This window comes from Lysinibacillus sp. NPDC059133 (genome assembly GCF_042755925.1).
Lineage (GTDB): Bacteria > Bacillota > Bacilli > Bacillales_A > Planococcaceae > Lysinibacillus.
Genome location: NZ_JBHZDH010000006.1, coordinates 57,682 through 71,967 on the forward strand (window position 1 = coordinate 57,682; position 14,286 = coordinate 71,967).

Annotated in this window: 14 protein-coding genes, 1 pseudogene and 1 riboswitch; of the genes and pseudogenes, 7 read left to right on the top strand and 8 right to left on the bottom strand. The window is 33.0% G+C overall.

What is annotated here, in order from left to right; translation table 11 throughout:
- Positions 1 to 206: 206 nt before the first annotated feature.
- Positions 207 to 1,673: a DUF7309 domain-containing protein gene (locus ACFXN8_RS05060; protein WP_386843303.1), complete on the bottom strand. Its 1,467-nt coding sequence runs from the start codon at positions 1,671 to 1,673 to the stop codon at positions 207 to 209.
- A gap of 566 nt (positions 1,674 to 2,239) precedes the next feature.
- Here ACFXN8_RS05060 and ACFXN8_RS05065 point away from each other — a divergent pair.
- Positions 2,240 to 2,476 (top strand): hypothetical protein, encoded by a 237-nt coding sequence (locus tag ACFXN8_RS05065; protein ID WP_386843305.1) that lies wholly within the window; start codon positions 2,240 to 2,242, stop codon positions 2,474 to 2,476.
- Positions 2,477 to 2,779: 303 nt separating this feature from the next.
- Entirely contained in the window at positions 2,780 to 3,283 is a 504-nt protein-coding gene (locus ACFXN8_RS05070) for an SMI1/KNR4 family protein (protein WP_386843307.1), read from the top strand.
- Positions 3,284 to 3,512: 229 nt separating this feature from the next.
- Here the strand turns inward: ACFXN8_RS05070 and ACFXN8_RS05075 are convergent, their stop codons facing one another.
- Together ACFXN8_RS05075 and ACFXN8_RS05080 are read right to left on the bottom strand one after the other, a co-directional pair.
- The gene (locus ACFXN8_RS05075; protein ID WP_386843309.1) at positions 3,513 to 5,333 is read right to left on the bottom strand and encodes a GmrSD restriction endonuclease domain-containing protein; all 1,821 of its coding nucleotides are present in this window, start codon (positions 5,331 to 5,333) and stop codon (positions 3,513 to 3,515) included.
- Between the two features lie 15 nt (positions 5,334 to 5,348).
- Positions 5,349 to 5,603, bottom strand: a complete 255-nt coding sequence (locus tag ACFXN8_RS05080; protein ID WP_376074598.1) for a DUF7662 domain-containing protein — start codon at positions 5,601 to 5,603, stop codon at positions 5,349 to 5,351.
- A gap of 347 nt (positions 5,604 to 5,950) precedes the next feature.
- Here ACFXN8_RS05080 and ACFXN8_RS05085 point away from each other — a divergent pair.
- A pseudogene (locus ACFXN8_RS05085) lies at positions 5,951 to 6,184 on the top strand (winged helix-turn-helix domain-containing protein); the annotation flags it as partial.
- A 15-nt stretch (positions 6,185 to 6,199) separates the two neighbouring features.
- Positions 6,200 to 6,841, top strand: a complete 642-nt coding sequence (locus ACFXN8_RS05090; RefSeq protein ID WP_386843462.1) for a restriction endonuclease — start codon at positions 6,200 to 6,202, stop codon at positions 6,839 to 6,841.
- A gap of 143 nt (positions 6,842 to 6,984) precedes the next feature.
- On the opposite strand, the gene ACFXN8_RS05095 is transcribed toward ACFXN8_RS05090, so the two are convergent.
- On the bottom strand, positions 6,985 to 8,055 hold the full coding sequence (locus ACFXN8_RS05095) for a protein NO VEIN domain-containing protein (protein ID WP_386843311.1): 1,071 nt from the start codon (positions 8,053 to 8,055) through the stop codon (positions 6,985 to 6,987).
- A gap of 333 nt (positions 8,056 to 8,388) precedes the next feature.
- Positions 8,389 to 8,496, top strand: a riboswitch (SAM riboswitch).
- Positions 8,497 to 8,603: 107 nt separating this feature from the next.
- Between ACFXN8_RS05095 and ACFXN8_RS05100 the strand changes: the two genes are divergently transcribed.
- A complete protein-coding gene (locus ACFXN8_RS05100) occupies positions 8,604 to 9,887 on the top strand; it encodes a Na+/H+ antiporter NhaC family protein (protein WP_386843313.1) in 1,284 nt (427 codons plus the stop codon).
- 271 nt (positions 9,888 to 10,158) lie between these two features.
- Here ACFXN8_RS05100 and ACFXN8_RS05105 read toward each other — a convergent pair whose 3' ends face one another.
- A complete protein-coding gene (locus tag ACFXN8_RS05105; protein ID WP_386843315.1) occupies positions 10,159 to 10,551 on the bottom strand; it encodes a hypothetical protein in 393 nt (130 codons plus the stop codon).
- Between the two features lie 154 nt (positions 10,552 to 10,705).
- Between ACFXN8_RS05105 and ACFXN8_RS05110 the strand changes: the two genes are divergently transcribed.
- Positions 10,706 to 11,056 (top strand): helix-turn-helix domain-containing protein, encoded by a 351-nt coding sequence (locus tag ACFXN8_RS05110; RefSeq protein WP_386843317.1) that lies wholly within the window; start codon positions 10,706 to 10,708, stop codon positions 11,054 to 11,056.
- A 193-nt stretch (positions 11,057 to 11,249) separates the two neighbouring features.
- Positions 11,250 to 11,576: a hypothetical protein gene (locus ACFXN8_RS05115; RefSeq protein ID WP_386843319.1), complete on the top strand. Its 327-nt coding sequence runs from the start codon at positions 11,250 to 11,252 to the stop codon at positions 11,574 to 11,576.
- Between the two features lie 713 nt (positions 11,577 to 12,289).
- Here the strand turns inward: ACFXN8_RS05115 and ACFXN8_RS05120 are convergent.
- The 3 genes from ACFXN8_RS05120 to ACFXN8_RS05130 form a co-directional block, all read right to left on the bottom strand.
- On the bottom strand, positions 12,290 to 13,264 hold the full coding sequence (locus ACFXN8_RS05120; protein WP_386843321.1) for a hypothetical protein: 975 nt from the start codon (positions 13,262 to 13,264) through the stop codon (positions 12,290 to 12,292).
- A gap of 379 nt (positions 13,265 to 13,643) precedes the next feature.
- Positions 13,644 to 13,769 carry a hypothetical protein gene (locus ACFXN8_RS05125; RefSeq protein ID WP_255250348.1) on the bottom strand — a complete coding sequence of 42 codons (126 nt, stop codon included), beginning with the start codon at positions 13,767 to 13,769 and terminating at the stop codon, positions 13,644 to 13,646.
- Positions 13,770 to 13,789: 20 nt separating this feature from the next.
- Positions 13,790 to 13,981, bottom strand: a complete 192-nt coding sequence (locus ACFXN8_RS05130; RefSeq protein WP_386843323.1) for a hypothetical protein — start codon at positions 13,979 to 13,981, stop codon at positions 13,790 to 13,792.
- Between the last annotated feature and the right edge of the window lie 305 nt (positions 13,982 to 14,286).

Genomic DNA, 14,286 nt, shown 5'->3' on the forward strand with positions numbered 1-14,286 from the left:
GAAGAAAATGGAGTATAGCAATTGAAAAACAATAGATATTTGGGTATTTCGGCTGTTACTACTTGAAGTGATGAAAAGCATTTTTTGATTTATAACCATGGTTAAAGTAAGTTACGAAATATCTTATCTTTTTTCACCTTAAAAAAAGAAAATCCCACGGAAAAGTCCTCAACATTTCCGTGGAATTTTGTGCGATTGGATATTTACTAATCTTCAATTAAATTCATGGGCATGGTTTTCATAAATTCTCTCACTTCCCGAATACCAGGGAGTTCGCTTTCTACAAGTTCCACCCCTACAATTTTTGCTAGTGGTTGAAGCATTGGTCTTAACTCTTTAGAGACAAATATTTTACTTGGTCTTACCTCTAAGCTTTGTAAAAATGCCCATAAAACGCCTTGTGCAATTGGTGGCGTTTTAGGCATAGGGAACATTTCATGTCCAATAACTAAATTGCTCCCTCGTTCAACAAGTATACCAACAATCGGATAAACAGTGCGGTTCGTTTCTTCTATTTCTACGCCATAAGGCATGTAAAATACATCATATTCTAGCTGTAACGCGCTTTTAGGCTTTTTCTTATATTGTGCTTTTTCAAACATAGAAATTTCCTCGTAGCACTCATACGTTGGCTTTGCCATATTTATTTGCAACATATAGATTTCTTGTAACTCACCATCCATTTGCACTTTAAACGCTGGATATTGATGTGCAGCTACCTGTGGATATTCCCAACCATCCTTACGAGCTTCTATTATATTAATCATCGTACTTATAACATCAATTAATAGCTCTACCTCTAGATAGTTTGGTCTTTCAGGATGCGTTCCCTCCTGATAGCTACGGAATTGAATCCAGTTCTTCTTCCCTCTATACGACAGCCCACAATCTTTAATGAGCAGATAATCTGCTGTATCTAACTCTTCTCTATCAACAAAATTCACAGTTAAAGCATTTAAACCATAGGAAAAATCGCTCGATTCATTTTTCTCATAAAGAATCTTTGCTAAGCTATTATAGCCAAGCTCCATGTCAAAAATCATTAACCCAAACTCTTCACCACCTGCTCCCATAACAGAAACAAGTACTTTATAATCTGCATCTTCAATGTCAATGACAACGACTTCATCATCCCTTAAGTATTGCCATGACTTTAATTTTTTTAGGTCATTCGCAAGCTCCAATAAAGTAAGATAATCTGGCTCTAGGCTTTCAAGTAAAGGATCTGCCTCTTCATTCTCCCGTATCCGTTCATTAATTTCCTCCAAATTGACCTTGTCCAATTTACCCGTGTGAATATTGCCTGCTCCAGCAATACATATAGGAGTTTCAGTGTTCATCGGTAATTCCACATAGCTATCTAATCGAATAGTAAATGAATCACTCATATCAATTACATGTGCAATGGCTTCATCACCAGTTTTTCGAAGCGATTCACCGACTAACTCCTCTTCTGTATCTAAATCCGTATCATTTTCAGGTAAAAAACAAATCTTTTCTTTAGATACTCGTCCATCTTTTTTTACAATTTCAAAATCAAAAAAGTCCGAAGCATCCAAATCAAAACTTAGTAATATAATGTCATCTAACAAGGAAAAACTACTGTTCTCCGGTAACAATAACTTTCGATAGATTTCCGGTTTTTTCTTACTTTCGATATGTAACTGTATCATTTTTTACCCTCTTTCTTTTACTTGTTAAAGCGATGCTGCTGAAGCTACAGCTTAATCTACATTCACATAATCAATCGTCATCACAAGTGCAATAACTTGCTCCATCTCTTCATTTAATATTTCAACTTTCCTCTGTCTTCACTTTACTGATAATATCCCCATTCTGCAATACTTCAAACTCCACCCCCTACTAATCACCTACACGCCAATACACCGCATTAATTTGTAATTTCGAAAATTCAATTTCAGAAGCAGAAGATACTTTTCTGATTTTTATCAATTTTTGTTCATTTTATAACAAAAGTTGATTTTGAAACTTTTATAGCCAATGGTATTGTACTACTCAGGGGTTTGATTTTTGAATTTTCAGTTAAAAAACACTGATTATTGTATGTAGTTATAAAACCTTTCCAAATCCATAGGGCGAACATTTTAATAGTATGCTTAGGGACCGATAATTTTTTGTGTCTTTTTAATGATGGGTACAATATTTTACCTATCATAAAATATAGAATGGATTCTAATTGAGGGATTTTTTGGCTTCAACTATAAAGCGAGGCTTTTAAATGAAAAGAATTCAAAGGAATCTGATAGCCCTATATATCAATTTAATTAGTTTAGGAGCTGAATTTATGAGCGAAAGAATAAAAGGTTACTTAGAAATGCTTATTGGAATAATAATTTTATTAACAGTAATCTTCATTCTAGATATTGCTACACAGAGCGTATTTATCATTTTAGGAGTAATTGTCCTTTTAAATATATTTGTATTTGAATTACTTCTATTAATAAAAAAATTGTAGGCTATTAATAAACATATTCAAAGGGACTGTCAATATTTTTGTGTAAATGACAATCCAACCTTTTCTTATAGATCATCACTTTTTGATTTAAATAGATTTTTTCGAAGGAATGATTTTTGTCGCTCAAACATCGCTTCAAGTTCCGCTCGAGCCTGATTGAAACCGATATGGCAACGTGTCGCAAAGTTTTGGTTGTAATCTTCAAACTGTGAAACAAGGAAACGTTCAAGGGATTCTCGGCAGAAGCACTGTATCTCCTTGGTGTGCAAACTAATTAACTATTTGAAAATAAGGTGATTCAGTATGTCTCTTGAATTAGTTTTAACATCATTGAATAAACGATTAGAAAAAAAGAAGCCCATAACTATACAAAGAGAATATGGTGAGACCTTAAATGTTACATGCGATTGGAACAAACCAGTAACTGGCCAAGAATTAAAAGAATTTTCTTTAAAAACTAATCATATTTTACCGGAAGACTTTTGTTCGTTTTTAAAATTATGTAATGGTGGAAAATTATTTTCAGATGGCGTTGATTACTTTGAACTATTCACTTTAAAAGAGATACTAAATTATTTAATTGAATATGATATAAATTTAAACTATAAAAGTGCGTATGATAAAAATTGGTATATGATCGGATATTACAAAGGATATGGTGACTATTTGTTTATTGACTCAGAAAAAGTTGCTAATGGGGATGACGACTATCTAATTTATGTTCAAGTTGGAGATATTCAAAGATTATCAATGGATTTTGAAACATGGCTGGATCGATTCATCGTTGCACAAGGTGCTAGATATTAGTTATGGTAATTAGATCCATTTGTCACATTAACAGTAAACGCGAAATACACTGTATCCTTAGTATTGCTGCAGTCGAGTTTGGCTTGATTCATTTATAAAAAGAAAATAAACTCTTAGAAAATTAGTAATTGATTACAAAAGCTCAATAGTATATGGCCATACCTATTGAGCTTTTTAATTCGTCTCATAATTCTCAGGTTTTATTACTAAACAATATTCAAAAGAGAATTTAAATTAACGCTTTACCGAATGCTTTTACAACATCTTCCCCATCTAAGTTTGAGATTGGTTTATCCATTGCAACACTTATCAAGTTCAGTAACGATTTTGCTCTTTTGATAAAATATTCTTCGAAATTATCATTTTTCAAATCTTCAATACTAATTAAATGTGTTTCAAGATAATTATTAAGATTTTTTTCAGTTACTCGATTATCAATTATAATTTTTTGAGAATATTTACTTGGTGCAGAACCACCAATTCCTCGATTTGTTTTAGCAAATAATGGGGTTTTATTCACAACGGAATTCCATTTTCGTTTTTCTAACTTGTTATCCTCACAATATTTACGAGGGAATATATGATGTATATCTGTACTTTCATCTAAAAATGTAGTAAAGTCCATTGAGCTACCTGTAATGAAGTCCAAACAACCCTTTTTTAGTATTAGTGCATTTACTCCTTTATACGCAGCACTTAACCGAGATTGTAAAGAAAGTAATCTGGTAGGTTGGAAGTATGCTCGTTGTACAGTATCTGGTTCTTTTCCTCCATCAATCCATTCCATCATTCCAGAAACATCCGTAGCAAATCTAGTTTCATTTGCTCCTCCATACATCTCACCAAATACACCACACCAATACCAACTAGATATTTTTTGTTTCACTGTGCTATCCTGTGCTTTGCTTTTAAGTACCGTGAACATAACCGATAATGGGATTAATTGAGTACTGTATGGTAAATCACGTGCAGTAAAAATCCGTTGTTCCTTCAAAAAGTTAGCCGCTTGAATAAAGCCTTCCATTAAATCCTCTGAATACTTTTGATATTTCTCTAAGGTTAGTTTTAAAACATCACGTTTTTTACAACTTATTGCTTCCCCACCATTTTTACGAACATAATAGCGATCTAAAAGCGTTATCGCAGTTAAAAAATCTGATGAAGATACTACTTTTAGTAGTGCTTGATCTTGATTTGCATACGATAAAGCAGACAAATCAATCATTTTTTTCATTCGTTCTTCCCAATCTTTTCGAAGTTCAAAATTATCTGCAGCAAAAGTAGCTGTTACCAATTCAAAAACAGTTAACGAGACTCCGCCAGTATTTACATTTTCAAAAACTTGGCAAACGGCATCTTTAGGTGTATTTTTTCCTAAAGTAATAACTGGCACTTTATACGTTTGAATTGGTACTAGTACTTCTTTGTTAAATTCTATATAATCTTGAAAGATTAAAGGGTCGTAATTATAGAATTTTTGATACTCACTCATCCACATCATGCATTCCACAGAATCATAGACAATGTTTAATGGAAACATTTTATTAGCAAATTCTTTCTCTCGCGTACTAACATCTAGCTCTATATCTCGCCCAAAATTTGTTCGGATAATTTTATCTTCTGGAACAGAAATTACTGCATCTACACGGTCCGTTGTACTATTCAAGCTTTTTTCAATATCTAAATAATAATAGCGTTGGATTTCTTTATTTTTTTCAGTACGCGTTTGTACCGGTTTTCTCGAATATAAAGAGTTAAAAATTGACGTCATCCTTTGCTGTCCATCCAAGACTAAAATTTCTGGACTATCTCCTGCATTAGCACCTGTAAACGGGCGATATTTAAAACGAATTTCACCATTTTCACTAAACTCCAAAAACATCAATGCTCCAACAGGGTATGCATTTGAAATACTTGCGATTAATGCTTTTATACGATGATCATCCCAAACCCATCCACGCTGGAAATCTGGTAGTTGAATTTGTCCATTCTCTATATTTTTTAAAATATCCACAATTGCTGTATCGTTTGACTTAAATGTGCTACTCATTTTAATCTCCTTTTTTCATCTTATTATATCTTTCTTAAAAATAACTTGATTTCCCAATTGAATTGATTGAGTTTTGTAACCAGCGTCAACCCAAGAGTGCGCTTGTGTATGAGAACCAATATTATTACTCCACCAAGCAGAATATTTATATGCTGAGTCGGGAAGTTTGAAACCTAAAATCATTTCGATATTTCCAAAAGAAAGTGTAATACACTCTGAACCATTTGATTTTAAAAATTGTTGTAGTTGCAAATACTTTTCCCCACGCATTATATCCCTCCTCCGGTATTAAATCACACAAACTCTAAATGTGGACGCTTCCCTTACATAAAAGGTAAATGTTTAACGTAAATATTTCCTATATTTATGGCTGACTTCAAGACCAATAAAACACTCAGGTTGTGTTCTTTCTTCCAATAAGCTGTTTTTAATCTCCAATTCTACTTCTTATCAACATGCCCTAAAAATGGCATTAAATTATATTTTTTCCTTATACCTATATTATACATAATATTAAGTCCCACATCTTATACAATTATCGTAAAATAAAAATATAGATTTTTTTATATTAATACAAAGGAATGACTCACTTGCAAATACCTACTTATGAACAATTTATGTATCCTTTTTTAGACTATCTAAAAGATGAAAATGAGCATACATTGAAAGAATTATATGAATTTTTACCTCAATATTTTAATTTATCAGAAGAACAAGTAGAAGAACTTCTCCCTAGTGGAAATCAAACAGTTGTCGTTAATCGAATAGGTTAGGCACGTACTTACCTTAAAAATGCTGGTTTAATTAGCAGTCCAAAACGCGCTGTATTTAAAATTACACCAGAAGGCTTAAAACTTCTTCAAGATTTGTCTGATAAAGAAATCAATCAGAAAGCGTTAGAACGTTACCCTCAATTTTTAGCATTTAAAAATCGTACAAAACCTTCCACAGATTCTGATATACAAACAGTTATCTCTGAGGATCCCAGGACCCCATTAGAAATTATGAATGAAAACTATCAAATCTTAAAGCAATCATTGCAAACCGAACTATTAGAAAAAATTATGGAATGCTCTCCTCAATTCTTTGAGCAATTAATTGTAAACTTAATTGTAGCAATGGGTTACGGGGGATCGATTTCAGATGCTGGGAAAGCAGTAGGAAAATCTGGCGATGGTGGAATCGATGGCATTGTGAAAGAAGACATCCTCGGATTAGATAAAATCTACTTACAGGGAAAACGTTGGGCAAACCCAGTTTCAAGACCGGATATCCAAGCATTTGTAGGAAGCTTAGTAGGCTTTAAAGCGAACAAAGGGATTTTCATTACTACCTCTCGTTTTACAAAAGAAGCAATTGCATATTCCGAGAGTATTGATAAATCATTAATATTAATTGATGGAATGAAGCTTACTGAGCTCATGTTTTTATACAATGTAGGTGTATCGAACGTTCAATCCTTTACAATAAAACGTATGGATTTAGACTTTTTTGAGGAAGGTTTATAAACTGAAAGAAAAATGCAGCAAACTTCTTTTGAAGATTGCTGCATTTGTTAAGATATATCGAGTCTTTCTTATGTAGAGAAAAATCCTATTCTTTATCGTCAAGTATAGGAGAAATTATTTTATTTTTTTTGAAGTTTAATAATTTATTTATTGTTTTCTACTCGTGTGCCATATACATCAATTGTTGATGTAATATATGCATACTTACGTGTCAACAAATCACTTACAGAGTTATAACTACTAAAGTCATTATCTATTTCCATCTTCATCTTACTTTTCTTGCCTACACCATATACACGTACTAGCCACATTTCATCCTTATACCGAATGAACTTTTCCAATTCAGGGTAAGTAATTGAATAGACTGCGCTTGTACTTGTTGATGTTGTACCCTTCACTTCAATTTTAATTGGTTTTGGAGGAGACTGTGGCTGTAAATAATCGAATGCTGTAATATCGTATCCTAATCCGTCACCTTGTGTTTGCGCTACATGCTCTACCTGATCTCCGTATTTTTCACCGAATACTTCTATTACTTTCTTTTTCACATATTCAAATACTTTTTGCTCCGCAATATCTCCAATTTTTTTACGCTTTTTCAAATCTTTTTGTAGCTGTTCTTGACTTACTACTCGACCACGTTTCTTCGTACTACCCGCTATCCTATTACTAACTCTAGACTCTCCTTGCTCGTAACTAGAAGTCGCAAACGTTTCCTCGTTAATTTCACCATCTTCTATTAGTTCTGCTTCTGCTTCTGCTTCTGAGCTATCTTCGTCCAAAAAGCTGTCAAACAAGCTAGCCCAAGCTTCAGGACAGGGAAATAAGTAAGCCTGATTTCCTCGTCCATTTTCTTGAAAGGCTGAATATTTTTGCGGACGATCAGATTCCATAGCTCCCCAAACATCTCTAATCATAATTGGATTTTCTAAAATTGTGTAATCTACATCCACCTTATATCCTTCATCAGACCATAGATTTTTCTCCTGTAGCTCATGCGGTTGTTCTGCAATATAACAATCTGACGTTGCTATACCTACCGCTCGAATTGCTTGATCATAACAGCTGTAAATTTTATTACCAGCCTTAATTATAGCCATTCGTTCGTACGCATGATTGCTATTTCCATTTTTATTTTTTTGTGGGGACCACATATATCCTCCGATAATTTCTTCCTCGTGTGTAGCATTTTGCATGACAATAAAATTACTCATATATTCACCCTTAGTTTCAGGAAACGTTCCATTTCAATTTTAATATTATTTAAATATTGTATTTTTACTATAATTCATGATCATTAAATTGTCAAAAAAATCCATTGCTAGGTCGATAATATTAAATATCTTTTTTCTTTTCGAGAGATTAAAGACACTAAATTTCGCGAAAATTTAAAGCTTCTCTTTTGTACTGCGGTAGCCTTAAAGCAGGCTTTTTTGAGAAAAAGTACTTTTATGTCGTTTTGAAATACAGTTTGATTAAAAATAAGTTGCAAATATAGATGTTTTATTATAATATTTCATTATTGTGCAAAAAATAATATGTTTTTCTTCTTATCAAGAGAGATGGAGGGACTGGCCCTATGAAATCTCGGCAGCGGAACTTTGTGATTAAGTTACTGTGCCAAATCCAGCAAGCAATGGCTTGATAGATAAGAGGAGTGTTTTATAGATATAAGACCTCTTCTTGTTATTTCAAGAAGAGGTCTTTTTTAGTAAGAGAATGGACAAAGACGTATCCATTTTTAATTTTTGGAGGTAGAACAATGAAGAAAGAGAATCCATGGGCGCTAATCCCATTTGTTGTTTTTTTAGTTTTATTTATTGGTTCAGGGGTTATTACAGGTGATTTTTATGCCTTCCCTGTCATTGTAGCCATTGCCATTTCGGGCGCTGTGGCTCTGGCGATGAATCGAAAAGAATCGTTTTCGCGAAAGGTTGATATTTTTTGTAAAGGCGCAGGAAATTTAAATGTCATGCTGATGGTTGTTATTTTTCTATTGGCTGGAGCCTTTTCAGAGGTAGCAAAAGGCATGGGGGCAGTGGACTCCACTGTTAACTTTGCTCTGTCAGTCATTCCGCCAAACTTACTTGTCGTAGGCTTGTTCATCATTGCCTGCTTTATCTCCCTATCAATGGGTACTTCGGTAGGAACAATTGTTGCACTGGCACCAATTGGAGTTGGGATCAGCGAGCATACCGACTTTTCCATGGCTTTAGTAATGGCAGCGATTGTTGGCGGTTCGATGTTTGGCGATAATTTATCCTTTATTTCAGATACAACCATCACTGCCGTTCGTTCACAAGGTGCACAAATGAAGGATAAATTTAAGGTGAATTTTTGGATTGTGTTGCCGGCAGCTATTGTAACGAGCATTATTTTAGGGGTTATCACAATGGGTGAAACGGCGACACAAGTAGAACATTTAAGCTATAGTTGGATAAAAATTATTCCCTATGTTTTGGTTATTATTTTTGCACTAGTTGGAATGAACGTATTCCTTGTTCTTGCATTTGGGATTGTTCTGGCCGGGGGTGTTGGCTTAGCGGAAGGCAGCTATCAGTTAATGGACCTTATGCAAAAGATTGGCGAAGGAATGTCAGGCATGTATGAAATGGCATTTCTTGCGATATTAATAGCTGGAATGGTGGAGATTATTAAGCTTAACGGAGGAATTGACTTCCTACTTCACCTTGCCACACGAAGAATTAAATCAAAAAAGGGTGCTGAATTCGGGATTGCCGGCCTTGTGAGTTTAACTAATTTCTCTACTGCCAATAATACAATTGCTATTTTAATTGCTGGTCCACTTGCAAAAAATATTGCTGACCAGTATGGGATTGAGCCGAGAAAGTCCGCAAGTATATTAGATATTTTCTCCTGTACGATCCAAGGTATTCTGCCATACGGAGCCCAATTCCTGGCAGCAGCAAGCGTAGCTGGAATATCGCCGGTGAGCATGCTGCAATACTCTTTCTATCCGATCCTTATAGGAATTTGCGGAATTATCGCAATCCTTATCGGGTACCCGAAACAAAAGAAAGCTTGAACTTTATCACTTTAAAGTGATTGGTGTGGCTTTAAAAATATTGATTTTACATTGAAAAAATCCAATCGTTTTGAAAAAAGATTCTTCAAAACGATTGAATTTTTTATTTGTGGCTACTTTTTTTGTGAAAAAATTTTGATGAAACATTTTAAAAAGGTTGCTTGTATCAATCTAATTTTCCTCTATATAGCGTATTCTGTCAGCTTTATAAATCCCCCGAAAAACCCTCAGCTTCCATTTATAGATACTACGTGCTTTCCATAACCCTTATTTAACTTTTCTCCTTTATAGCTATAAACTTCCGCACCGCTTCTTCATAAACCTCCCTCATCCTTCTTCTTTCCTCAATAATCCGTTCACGTTCAACTAACAATTCATTACGTTGCTCATTGAAATAAAAATCTGCACATTCTTTTGAACAGAAGCGACGACCAATAGCATTCGGATCTTTCCAGGTAATTGATACAATAAAGTATTCATCTGCTACATTGCTTTCTACTTTTTCGTCGCAATGACATTTAAAGCTCCATTCTCTTTTCGTATCTTTACGGAAATACTTTTTCTTATATCCAGCTTCCAACTCTTCTAGCTTCAACTCTATATCTGTTAAATCCATCATTAAACTATAATCTAAACCCATCATTAAACTATAATCTAAATCCATTTCAACACACTCCTTTCAAATTAATTAAAATCATTTTAATACCAAAAGTTAATATAAATCAATTAAAATAAACTTATAAGTTATTTATATTATATTTTAATGGTATGTAACGTTTGTTTCACCTCACATAGGCTTAAAAATGGGGGTGATACAAATGGATTTAACAAAACGAGTAGGAATGAACATTAGAGCGATTAGAAAGGCACAAAAGTTAACAATCGACGAACTAGCAGAGAAGTGTGATTTTCAAGCCCCGTATTTATCAGATGTTGAACGTGGAGAGAGAAATATTACGTTACAAACTTTAACTAAAATATTAGATGCCCTAAAGGTCGATCCAGGTAGCGTACTTATACCTGAAATTAGAGGAAATAAAGGCCCAGAAAATAATAAAGATGAGCTTTTAAAACTCTTAATAAACACGCTTGAAGATAAAAATGAAGACGATATTCGAATGCTACTGAATATATCAATTGAAATCTTCGCACGCTTGCAAAAAAATTAAAAAGGAAGCTTGTGTATTTTTTCACAAGCTTCCTTTTTAACTAATAATCCCTTCTTTATAATTCATTTTTTTAAGCTTGCTTCTCACATAAAAAACTATATCTGCCTTTTTAAAAAAATAATCGAAAATAATCGAATCCAGTTTATTTCAATAATATATTATAAAACTATTAAAATCCTAGGGAGGAATTGCCATGAAAAAATTCCGTACGTATAATCAAGCAAAAAAGGATCTAAAAGTATTTCAAGACTACATCAGTTTAATCGAAAATTATCAACCCAAAAATTTTACTCAACGTGTCATACAAGAATATGCTTATCAGGGAAACATTAATCGTACTGCTGAAACTCTTAACCGTCGTGGCTATAAAATAGATGATCGTAGTATTGAACCGCAGGATATTTCAACGATAATTAAAAGTAAACCTGCTCCAGAGGACTTACTTCATAAAGAAATACGTAGATTGTACCTCAAAAAAACTAAAAGCAATCAAGGTTCTTTTTCTAAAATATATCGATAATTCTTCTACTGTCTATTATCTAAATGTAACTTTTCCTATTATTGTTATATCACTTTTGAAACAAAGATTAAGCCTTAATCTTTTAGGTTACCTCCACTTTTATTAACACTTTAATTCTTCAAAAAATTGAACCTACTGCACTTATTATTGTTAGTTTTATTTTCAGAATATATGTATATGTACGGATCCCTTATCATTCTTCAATACAACGCCTTTTGGTAAATTGCAAGCTGTTGAAGTGTATCTAAGACAAAATCCGTCTTGAACAGGGCCAATCGAATAGGCTAATATTCCCCCATAGAGACGGCGGGTCTTGAAACGGAAAATAAGAAAAGGGCTGAAATACCAGTGTTTTCAATGGTTTTTCAGCACCAGTTTTAAAGCCTGACCCACAGTTTGACCCAAAAAGTTCTTCGAACGCATAAACACTGTACTTTTTTAAAGTAGTTGCTTGTCTTTCAATTCTTTGAAAGTGCAATTAATTATCCCTCTGCATTAACAACCTTTTTTATTTTTTCATTTAGAATTTCTTCTTAAATAGCTTTTAGAATCTCTTGCTAAAATTGACATATAAAAGGTTCAGTAAAATAGGTCTCTACATCTATTGAAACTCTCATCATTAAGTATTTAAACTTCAGGTAAGTACCTATTAGATTAATATTCAACTTTTAAATCAAAATAAAATAGCACCTTTAAAGGGTACTATTTCATAATTACTTAATAATTGCTTCCGATGGGAAATTTCCTAAAGACTCATTAATAATAAGATCTATTTCGTCATCACTTAAAGCATTATTTTCATTAGATCTTTGAGTATTTTTGATTCCTTGCCTAAAGCTATTTATAGCAGTTAAATCATCAATCGTATAATCTATAAGGTATTCTTTTAAACTCCTACCTTGAGACTCATGCTCCCAAATATCCTTTTTGTTAAGTTGACCTCTACTATTAGCCTTATTAATGTAGAGAGAGGTTCTTTTTATCTTGTGAAAATCTTGCCTACTTCGGCTGACTATCTTTTCCCAATACTTTTCTGCATCATATAAGTACGAAGTCACTACATACCTTTTTGGTACAAGCACGACAGGAAAATCTCTCCCACCATGCCCTTTTATACTAGGCACGTATTCCGTAAATTCGTCCCATTGATGTGTATGGTGATTCCAATATTTTTTTGTTAACTCAAAATCTCTTTTTATATTATATTTCTCACTTTGTTGAACAGTATATTCAACTAATTTTTTCTTAATTAAACTTGCAATTAAATCAGACATTTTATCGCAACCAAATTTATCAATAAATACATGCAAGTCTTCTATACGACCAATTAAACCTTTTGAAATTAATTCTTTAATGTGAATATAGTTAAATATTTCAGCTAACTCTTCCTCACTATTGCCTGTACCTTGAGGAAACCCTTCAGTATATCCTAAAAACAATTCATTGGATTCACCAGAATATACCAAGTTACTCCTAGCTTCATCTATATTTTTCACTCCATATAAATCTAATACAGTATTGAAAAAGTCTAGAATAATACTGTCACATTCTGCTGAAAATGTATCTGTTTCAGCTTCAATACGAGTTGGGTCAATAAATAATTTATTATCCCAATCAATTCGAATATCTATAAAACTCAAATCTTTTTGTGATGAATTATTTAAACAAAAATACTTAGAAAACCTCATAATTCTACCCCCAATTTATTATAGGGCAGTAAACTGCCCTACGAATTAATCCCAAATACAATGGTCATTAACAACCGTTGCTGCACGTTCATGTGGTCCTATCCATATTCTACCGTATCGAGTATTTCTAAAATGGCCTCTCACCATGTGCGCACAACGAAAATGAGGTGTTATTTTACACATCACGATCACTCCCTTATAGATTTAATTAGGAGCATCACTCTAAATATGTAGTTGAATTTATTTAAAAAGAAAACTAAAATTATAAATACAGTTATAAAAACAACCCTTAGAGTGATATACCTTAATTGATTGCCGTCAATCAAGATAAAATTGCTCCATTCATTGAAAGCTTAAATGTTTGCCCGCATTTAAGCTTTTAATGTTTTTCATCTTGATGTTTCTTCAAGACTTTAGCAGCTCCGCTTTTTTGTTTTTTTGAACTTTTTTTACTGCTTAACGTTCTTCCGGCTTTTCCCACTTTCCCACCTGAATGTCTTTTCATCTCTGCACCTCCTCAAATTATCACTTTTTGTTATCTCCAATTAATAATGCTATTCCAACTACAGCAATTAATACGATCCCAATAACTGCTTTTAATGCATAGAAAATTGTTGCAAAAGCTCCTGCAAATACTATGATTGATATCACAACATGTAATCCAATACTATATTCATAGTACGAATACTTAATAGACTCCCAAGTCACTTTTAACATTATTATTACTCCTGATAATTCTAGTGCTGCTCCCAGTAGTGTTAAAAACCAAAATATTGACAATTCCTTAGCATTTTCACTAAAAATTATTTCAATTGCTCTTTGAACATTTTCAGCATGCACATTTGCAAAATACTGATTAGAAAAAAGTAAAATTAGCATTCCGATAATTACCAAAACTATTGCCGTATATGATTTGTTGTTGATACTTATCTTACTCACCTCCTTTCATTTTCAAAAAAAAAATTGAAACCGATATATTAAAAATGATTTCAATTTAAAAATTGAAACCTATAGATATTTTT

What these genes read in the sequence shown, in the direction of transcription:
- ACFXN8_RS05060 (WP_386843303.1), bottom strand. Translation starts at nt 1,673, where the DNA reads ATGATACAGTTACATATCGAAAGTAAGAAAAAACCGGAAATCTATCGA.
- ACFXN8_RS05065 (WP_386843305.1), top strand. Translation starts at nt 2,240, where the DNA reads ATGAAAAGAATTCAAAGGAATCTGATAGCCCTATATATCAATTTAATT.
- ACFXN8_RS05070 (WP_386843307.1), top strand. Translation starts at nt 2,780, where the DNA reads ATGTCTCTTGAATTAGTTTTAACATCATTGAATAAACGATTAGAAAAA.
- ACFXN8_RS05075 (WP_386843309.1), bottom strand. Translation starts at nt 5,333, where the DNA reads ATGAGTAGCACATTTAAGTCAAACGATACAGCAATTGTGGATATTTTA.
- ACFXN8_RS05080 (WP_376074598.1), bottom strand. Translation starts at nt 5,603, where the DNA reads ATGCGTGGGGAAAAGTATTTGCAACTACAACAATTTTTAAAATCAAAT.
- ACFXN8_RS05095 (WP_386843311.1), bottom strand. Translation starts at nt 8,055, where the DNA reads ATGAGTAATTTTATTGTCATGCAAAATGCTACACACGAGGAAGAAATT.
- ACFXN8_RS05100 (WP_386843313.1), top strand. Translation starts at nt 8,604, where the DNA reads ATGAAGAAAGAGAATCCATGGGCGCTAATCCCATTTGTTGTTTTTTTA.
- ACFXN8_RS05105 (WP_386843315.1), bottom strand. Translation starts at nt 10,551, where the DNA reads ATGGATTTAGATTATAGTTTAATGATGGGTTTAGATTATAGTTTAATG.
- ACFXN8_RS05110 (WP_386843317.1), top strand. Translation starts at nt 10,706, where the DNA reads ATGGATTTAACAAAACGAGTAGGAATGAACATTAGAGCGATTAGAAAG.
- ACFXN8_RS05115 (WP_386843319.1), top strand. Translation starts at nt 11,250, where the DNA reads ATGAAAAAATTCCGTACGTATAATCAAGCAAAAAAGGATCTAAAAGTA.
- ACFXN8_RS05120 (WP_386843321.1), bottom strand. Translation starts at nt 13,264, where the DNA reads ATGAGGTTTTCTAAGTATTTTTGTTTAAATAATTCATCACAAAAAGAT.
- ACFXN8_RS05125 (WP_255250348.1), bottom strand. Translation starts at nt 13,769, where the DNA reads ATGAAAAGACATTCAGGTGGGAAAGTGGGAAAAGCCGGAAGAACGTTA.
- ACFXN8_RS05130 (WP_386843323.1), bottom strand. Translation starts at nt 13,981, where the DNA reads ATGTTAAAAGTGACTTGGGAGTCTATTAAGTATTCGTACTATGAATAT.